Below are 7,013 nucleotides of genomic sequence, written 5' to 3' on the forward strand. Positions count from 1 at the left end.
GTGGGGCACGCCCTGAGCGAGACCACGCACATCATCAACTTCGCGATCGGGCAGCCTTCGCCCGATCTCTTGCCGGTGGCCTTGTTCGAGCGCATGGCTCGCGAGTGCACTGCCCGGCTTGATCCTGCGCAGCTCAACTACGGCGACTACGCGGGCGATCCAGCCTACCTCGAGTCCCTGTCGCGCTTTCTGAGCGAGCACTACCAGTTCCCGGTGGATCCATCCTCTCTGTTCCTGACGGCGGGTGCGTCCCACGGCATCGACACCGCCTGCCGCCTCCTGTGTGCGCCGGACGATGTGGTCCTGGTGGAGGAGCCCACCTACTTCCTCGCCCTGGAGATCTTTGCAAGTCAGGGCCTGCGCGCCGTACCCGTGGCTATGGACGAGCAGGGCGTGCGGGTGGATGCCCTGCGCGAGGCCCTGGAGATGCACCCCAATGCGAAGGTGCTGTACACGATTCCTGCGCACCACAACCCCACCTCGGTGACGATGAGTGCCGAACGGCGTCGCGAGGTGTTGGCGCTCACCCGCGGGGCCGGCGTGACCGTGGTGGCCGACGAGGTGTACCAGTTGCTGCACTTCGACGGGCGAGTGCCACCGCCTGCGCCCTTTGCGGCCGAGGTTCATGGCGGCGGGGTGATCTCCGTAGGTTCTTTCAGTAAGTTGCTGGCGCCCGCGATGCGCGTGGGGTGGGTTCAGAGCGATCCCTCGACGATCGCGCGCCTGTGCGCCTTGGGCGTGATACGCAGCGGCGGCGCGATCAATCAGGTGGGGTCGCTGCTGGTGGCGGCATCGATTGACAGTGGCGTGTTAGATGCCCACCTTCGGGAGTGCCTGGTGCCGGCGCTGGCGGCGCGGGCGCAGGTGATGGGGGATGCGCTCACGCACGGTCTCGGGAATTCGGCGGTGCGGTGGCGCCAAGCTACCGGTGGCTACTTCTATTGGCTGCACCTGCCCCAGGACTGTAAGACGGATGCTCTGCTGGCGAACTCACGCGAGGCTGGCGTCGGGTTTCATCCAGGGAAGCTGTTCTCCGCGGCCGGCGAACAGGGCAATACCCTACGCCTGTCCTTCGCCCACTACCCGGTGGGCGAGGTGGAAGAGGGCATTAAGCGCCTGGTCGATCAGCTGCATCAACACGGCGTTTAGGTGGCTGGCTGGGCGACCTTGCCGCCCGTCGTCTTGCGCATACTAACGCGCGGCGCTTAGGGCGTTCTCAGCCAGTACCTTATTCAGGCGTTCCAGCAAGTGGTCCGCGTCCTGTTCGCTGAACGCGAGCGGCGGCCGGATCTTCAAGACGTTGTGGTCCGGTCCGTCCCGTCCGATGAGCACCCGCTCCTGACGCAGCCGCTCGACGATCCAGGCCGCGTGCTCGGGCAGCGGCCGGTGGTTCGCGTCCGCAATCTCCACGCCGATGAACAGGCCGAGGCCCCGCACGTCCGCGAGCAGCGGGTGGCGGCGCGCGAGGTCGCGCAAGCCCGCGAGGAGGTGGCTGCCCACGGCGTGGGCGCGCTCACCGAGCGCTTCCTGGTCGATTACCTCAAGCACCGCGAGCCCCGCCGCACAGGCGGCGCTCGAACCGCCGAAGGTGGCGAAGAACTCCATCCCCGTGTCGAAGCGTTCGGCGATCGCCCGCGTGGTGACGACGGCGGCGAGCGGGAAGCCATTGCCCATCGGCTTGCCGAGCACCACGATGTCCGGCACCACCTGCTGCTGTTCAAAGCCCCAGAAGTAGCGCCCGAGGCGGCCGAGCCCCGTCTGTACCTCGTCCGCGATGCACAGCCCACCTGCCTGCCGGATGGCACCGTACACCTGCGATAGGTAACCGGGTGGGGGGATGAGCTGGCCGCCGACGCTGGGGAAGGTCTCCGCGATGAAACAGGCTGGGGTGCGACCAGCACGGACCATGGCCTCGATCCTCGCCGACACCTCGGCGGCGAAGTGGGCGCCAGTGCGCGGATCATCAGGGTCGAGGCCAGCGCGGTAGGCATCGGGGTTGGGCACCACGTGCACCCAATCGGGGGCGCCCTCGCCCCCGGGCCCTGAGAACTTATAGTCCGAGATGTCGATGGCGGTGACCGTATGACCATGGTAGCCGGCGGCCAGCACCACCGTGTCCGTGGCGCCGGTGGCGGTGCGGGCGAGGCGCAGGGCGAGTTCGTTGGCCTCGCTGCCGGAACTCAGGAGGAACACGACCTCGAGTTCGCTCGGCAGGCGCGCGGCGAGGGCGGCCGTGTACTCGGCGTGGATCGGTTGCAGGTAGCGGGTGTTGGTGTTGACCAGGCGGAGCTGGCGGTCGATCGCCGCGCGCACCCGTGGGTGGGCGTGGCCGACGTGGGGAACGTTGTTGTAGGCATCGAGGTAGGTGCGCCCCTCGTTATCGAAGAGCAAGCTCTGCCAGCCGCGGACCACCGTGAGGGGCTCGTGATAGCTGGTGCGCAGGCTGGGCGGCGAGTGCGTTTCACGCTGCGCCTGCAAGGTGTCCGCCGGTGGTGCGGTGTAGGTGACGTGGCCTGTGGGCAAGCCTAGCAGGGCTGCTGGGTCGGGAAACACGTCCTGCCAGTCAGGAGCGTCGTCCGGGTCCACCACGCCGGGCCAGCGGCTGCCTGGCATGCCCGTGGTGCCGATCTGCAGGTGCACGTGAGGTGGCCAACCGCCGTTCTCTGTGACCTCGCCGAGGGTGGCGAAGACCTCGCCCGCCGGCACGGTTTGGCCGGGCGCGAGGGCGCGCACGCTCGCGTGGGAGAGGTGGCCGTACGAGGTGTAGAACGGCGTGCCGTTGGGGCCCTCGTGGCGCAGGGTGACGAGGCCCCCGTAGTCGTAGGCGTCGTCGCACACCTCGGCACTGTGCACCGTGGCCGGCAGGGGGCTGTGCACCGGCGTGCCTGCGGGGAGAAACACGTCGATCGCGATATGCACGGTGCGCCTGTCACTCGCCCCGTGGTGGCTGCTCAAGAAAAACGGTGCGCCGTAGATCAAGCGCGGCTCGGCGTAGCGACCGAGCACGGCTTCGCCTTCCGCGCCGAGGTGCGACACGGCGGTGGCGATCTGCGTGAGGTCCGGCCGCACCGGATCGTCGCAGGCGTGTTCGCCGGTCACCGAGAGGTCGAGCACAGGGGCAGTCGCCATCGTCGTGTGGAATATCGGCGCGAACTGTCGTTCTGGCGAGGCGATCCAGGCGATCAGTGCCCGCGAGGGCGCGGGCGCACCGCTGGCGCGAGCGACGAGGGCGTGCACGAAGTGAGGATGCTCATCGGCATGGGTGGCGAGGAACGCGGATACCCGTCGCTGGGAGATCTGCAGGTACGGGTCGTCGCGTCCGCTCAAGCGCGCGAGGGTGGCGTTGATCGCGCTCTGCGCCACCCGGCTCAGCAGTAGCGGCCAGAGCAGTGCCTGTTCCGTCGGCGGCAAGGGACGATGCGTGCAGTAGCCGCGGATCAGGGCTCTGAGCAATGGCCAGGGGCGCCTCGCACCCACGACGAGGTAAGCGGCCGCGATGGCCAGGTCCACGACGGTCGGGGCCCGCAGCATGTCGCCGAAGTCGATCAGGCCCGTGAGCGTGGCCTCGCCGCAGGGGGGCGCGTGGGCGAGGATGTTGTGCTCATTGAGGTCGTTGTGGATCGGCGAGCACGGCAGCGCCTCCAGGGCGCGGCAGGCCGGTCCCGTGTGCTCATCGAGGATGCGCCGAAGGGTGTCACCGTGGGCGTGGGCGGCGATCGCCTCGGCGATCTCCGGGCGTGCGGTTAGCGCGCGGATGTCCCAGGCGTGGGTGTCGGGGATCGCGGGGTGATCGAAGTCCACCAGGGCGCCGTGCAGGCGGGCGGTCTGCTCGCCGATCGCCTGCGCCAACGCGGGCGTCCAGGGCGACAGGTGGGCGATCGCTGTGCCCGCCAGGCGCTCGAGCACCCACACCGTGCGCAGCTCCCCTCGCTCGTCCGCCAGCTGAGTCGACAGCCTGCCCTCGTGCGTGGGCACTGGGGCGGGCACCGTCACCCCGGCGGCCGCGACGTGTCGATGGCAGGCGATCTGCGGCGCGATGTCCGCCTCGCTCAAGCCCGCGCGCATCACCTTGTAGACGAGCGACCCTGTGGCGAGATTGAGATCGTGCTCGCCGTGCAGGCGTTTCAGGGGGCCGTCGACGGGCCACTGCTCGGAAAGTACACGCTGCCAGTGGCGGAGGTCGGGGGTGGAAGAAGCAGCCATAGGGTTGGTCTCGTTCGGGCTTGAGCCCTTCGCAGGGTGACACGCGCGATGGTGGGCGGTGAGCGCCATGGGCGCAACTCCGCCGCGCCGCGGGGCACGTGGAGGGCTGGAGCTCGGCGCGGACGTATCGCGCCACGTTTTGACGCGTCGTCGGGGCTCGGCGCGGTGGTGTGGCGCGGGTCCGTCGCCTTCAGATGAATGCAAGCGAATGAACACGTTCGGTAGCGGGTGATCTTGATAAAGGCCCTGGCGTCTTGCGAGCTCACCGGGTGCGAAGTCTCTGTATTTGCTAGTCACTTTGCACAGTACTTCGGTCCGTTACCTCTTGACCTGTCGATCGATTGGTGCCAATCTCCGCCGCCCCTTGACCCCCAACGAGCGCCCCCGAGAGGCGACCCGGCCGCCTGCCCGGCGCCGAGAGTCCCCTGGCGTACCCCGGAACACCACCATGAGCAGCTCCTTCGACGTCTTTGAAGCCAGCAACGGCGGCCGCGTGAAAGCGTGGGTGCGCGACGTGCCCGTCGACGCACGTGCGGTCGAACAGCTGCGCCGCACTGCCAGCCTGCCCTTTATCCACGGGCATGTGGCGGCGATGCCCGATGTGCACATGGGCGTCGGGTCCACCGTGGGTTCGGTGATCCCCACCAAGGGCGCGATATTGCCGGCGGCTGTGGGCGTCGACATCGGCTGCGGCATGATGGCGGTGCAGACCACCTTGCGCGACGAGCAATTGCCCGACAGCCTGCGTGGCCTGCGCGATCGTATCGAGCGTAAGGTGCCGGTGGGCGTGGGTAAGGGCGGCGAGTACGGCAAGCAGCCCGTGCCTAACTCCACGATCAACATGTTCCGCCAACGTGGCCTGGAAGCGGGCTTGGATCGGATCAGTGCGAAGTACCGCGGCGTGCGTGCGGTCAAGGCGCTCAATCAGCTCGGCACGCTGGGTGGCGGCAACCACTTCATCGAAGTGTGTGTGGACGAGACCGGCGGCGTCTGGGCGATGCTGCACTCCGGCTCTCGGGGCGTGGGCAACAGTATCGGTCAGACCTTCATCGCGGCGGCCCGCAAGGCCCTGGAGAAGCGTGTGCTCGGCTACCACGTGCCCGATCGCGACCTCGCCTTCTTCGTCGAGGGTGAGCCGCTGTTCGACGACTACATCGAGGCCATGTTGTGGGCCCAGGACTACGCCTTGGCCAACCGTGAGGTCATGATGCGCCGGGTGCTGGAGGCGATGCGTGAGTCCCTGCCGCCGTTCAAGACGGCAAAGGTGGCGATCAACTGTCACCACAATTACGCGCAGCGCGAGACCCACGGTGGCGAGGAGGTGTGGGTGACGCGCAAGGGTGCTGTTCGCGCCACGCAAGGCGGGCTCGGCATCATCCCCGGCAGCATGGGCGCGCGCTCCTTCATCGTGCGCGGTAAGGGCAATGCGGAGAGCTTCCACTCGTGCTCCCACGGCGCTGGTCGTGTGATGAGCCGGTCCGCGGCCAAGAAGCGCTTCACCCTCGCCGACCATCGTGAAGCGGTGGCAGGCGTTGAGTGTCGAACGGACGAGGGCGTGCTCGATGAAACGCCAGCCGCCTACAAGGACATCGACAAGGTGATGGCGGCGCAGAGCGATCTGGTGGAGATCCTGCACACGCTGAAGCAAGTGGTGTGCGTGAAGGGCTAGGGACAGGACACTAGTGGCGGTGTGCGCCCCGAGTTACGCTGCGATGAGTCCCGTCACAAGAGTCTCACCGAATGATCGTTCGTACCTGGCACGGCAAGGTGCCCATCGCCCGCGGCGATGCCTACGCGGAGTTCCTCAAGCGGCGAGCGGTGCCCGACTACGGCGCCGTGCCGGGCCTGAGCAAGGTGGTGTTCCTAAGACGGGAGGAGGGGGAGTTCGCCCACTTTCTGCTCGTGACCCACTGGGCGTCGATGGATGCCGTGAAGGCCTTCGCCGGGCCTGATCCGGACATCGCCAAGTACTACCCGGAAGATGACGAGTTCCTCGTTGACCGAGAGGAACGGCTGCAGCTCTACGAGATCTTCTTCGAAGGGTAGTCGCTCAGTTGTTGTTCAGGCTGCCAGTACCGAGGGAGAAGGAGTTGATCGGCGCTATGGTTTGCCGACTGAGGATGTCGAGCGCGAGGTAGCGTTGATCGTTCGTGAGATTCCCCGAGTCGGTGATGAACGCCAGGTATTCGACGAGGGGCATGCACGAGCGACGCTTGATTCTCGACTCCGCCGATCGCACCCGCTGGCAGACGAGATAGGTGCCCTCGCCGTCTGCCGCTCCTTCGCGGGTGGAGGGGCTGAAGCTCAGCTCGAACTTCTCGAGCTGCGGGATGGCGGCGACGAGCTCGTCCCAGGTGTAGCCTGTTTTCTCCTCAGCGGCCGCTTTGGCGTCCGCGCACTCGACGCCCCCGTCAGCTTCGCACGCCGTTGCGGCGGCGCCAAAGGCGAAGGCCAGTACCACCAGTGAGGTGGCGAGCAGGTGGGGGTAGGTCGAGGTCATCGGGGCTCCCATGGACTTAAGCATTGCCATGGGTAGGTAGCGTACGTGATAAGTAGCGGCTGGGGTAGCCGAGCCGAGCTGGATAGTGCGGGCCCTACTTCTGCGCCTCCATGCGCGCCACGAGAGCATCCCGGTAGCGGCGACTCATGCGGATCTGGGCGCCACTGGCAAGGCTCAGCATCGCATCGCCACGCTTGATCGGTTCGATGCTTCGCAGAAAGCTTACGTTCACCACGGCCGAGCGGTGCACCCGCACAAAGTGATCGCCGAGGCGCTGTTCCAGCTGCTGCAACGCCTCGCGCAGGACGTA

Annotated in this window: 6 protein-coding genes; 3 read left to right on the forward strand and 3 right to left on the reverse strand. The window is 67.3% G+C overall.

Annotation, left to right across the window (positions count from 1 at the left end; genetic code table 11):
- On the forward strand, positions 1-1,149 hold the full coding sequence (locus AAF184_15240; protein ID MEO0423690.1) for a PLP-dependent aminotransferase family protein: 1,149 nt from the start codon (positions 1-3) through the stop codon (positions 1,147-1,149).
- A gap of 42 nt (positions 1,150-1,191) precedes the next feature.
- Here AAF184_15240 and AAF184_15245 read toward each other — a convergent pair whose 3' ends face one another.
- Positions 1,192-4,203: an aminotransferase class III-fold pyridoxal phosphate-dependent enzyme gene (locus AAF184_15245; GenBank protein MEO0423691.1), complete on the reverse strand. Its 3,012-nt coding sequence runs from the start codon at positions 4,201-4,203 to the stop codon at positions 1,192-1,194.
- 448 nt (positions 4,204-4,651) lie between these two features.
- Between AAF184_15245 and AAF184_15250 the strand changes: the two genes are divergently transcribed.
- Both AAF184_15250 and AAF184_15255 read left to right on the forward strand, forming a co-directional pair.
- The gene (locus AAF184_15250; GenBank protein MEO0423692.1) at positions 4,652-5,872 is read left to right on the forward strand and encodes an RtcB family protein; all 1,221 of its coding nucleotides are present in this window, start codon (positions 4,652-4,654) and stop codon (positions 5,870-5,872) included.
- A 71-nt stretch (positions 5,873-5,943) separates the two neighbouring features.
- The gene (locus tag AAF184_15255) at positions 5,944-6,249 is read left to right on the forward strand and encodes an antibiotic biosynthesis monooxygenase (protein ID MEO0423693.1); all 306 of its coding nucleotides are present in this window, start codon (positions 5,944-5,946) and stop codon (positions 6,247-6,249) included.
- 4 nt (positions 6,250-6,253) lie between these two features.
- Here the strand turns inward: AAF184_15255 and AAF184_15260 are convergent, their stop codons facing one another.
- Together AAF184_15260 and AAF184_15265 are read right to left on the reverse strand one after the other, a co-directional pair.
- Positions 6,254-6,703 (reverse strand): hypothetical protein, encoded by a 450-nt coding sequence (locus AAF184_15260; GenBank protein ID MEO0423694.1) that lies wholly within the window; start codon positions 6,701-6,703, stop codon positions 6,254-6,256.
- A 94-nt stretch (positions 6,704-6,797) separates the two neighbouring features.
- A partial coding sequence (locus AAF184_15265; GenBank protein ID MEO0423695.1) for a LytTR family DNA-binding domain-containing protein occupies positions 6,798-7,013 on the reverse strand: 216 nt, incomplete at its 5' end.

This window comes from Pseudomonadota bacterium (genome assembly GCA_039815145.1).
Classification (GTDB): Bacteria; Pseudomonadota; Gammaproteobacteria; order Steroidobacterales; family JBCBZW01; genus JBCBZW01.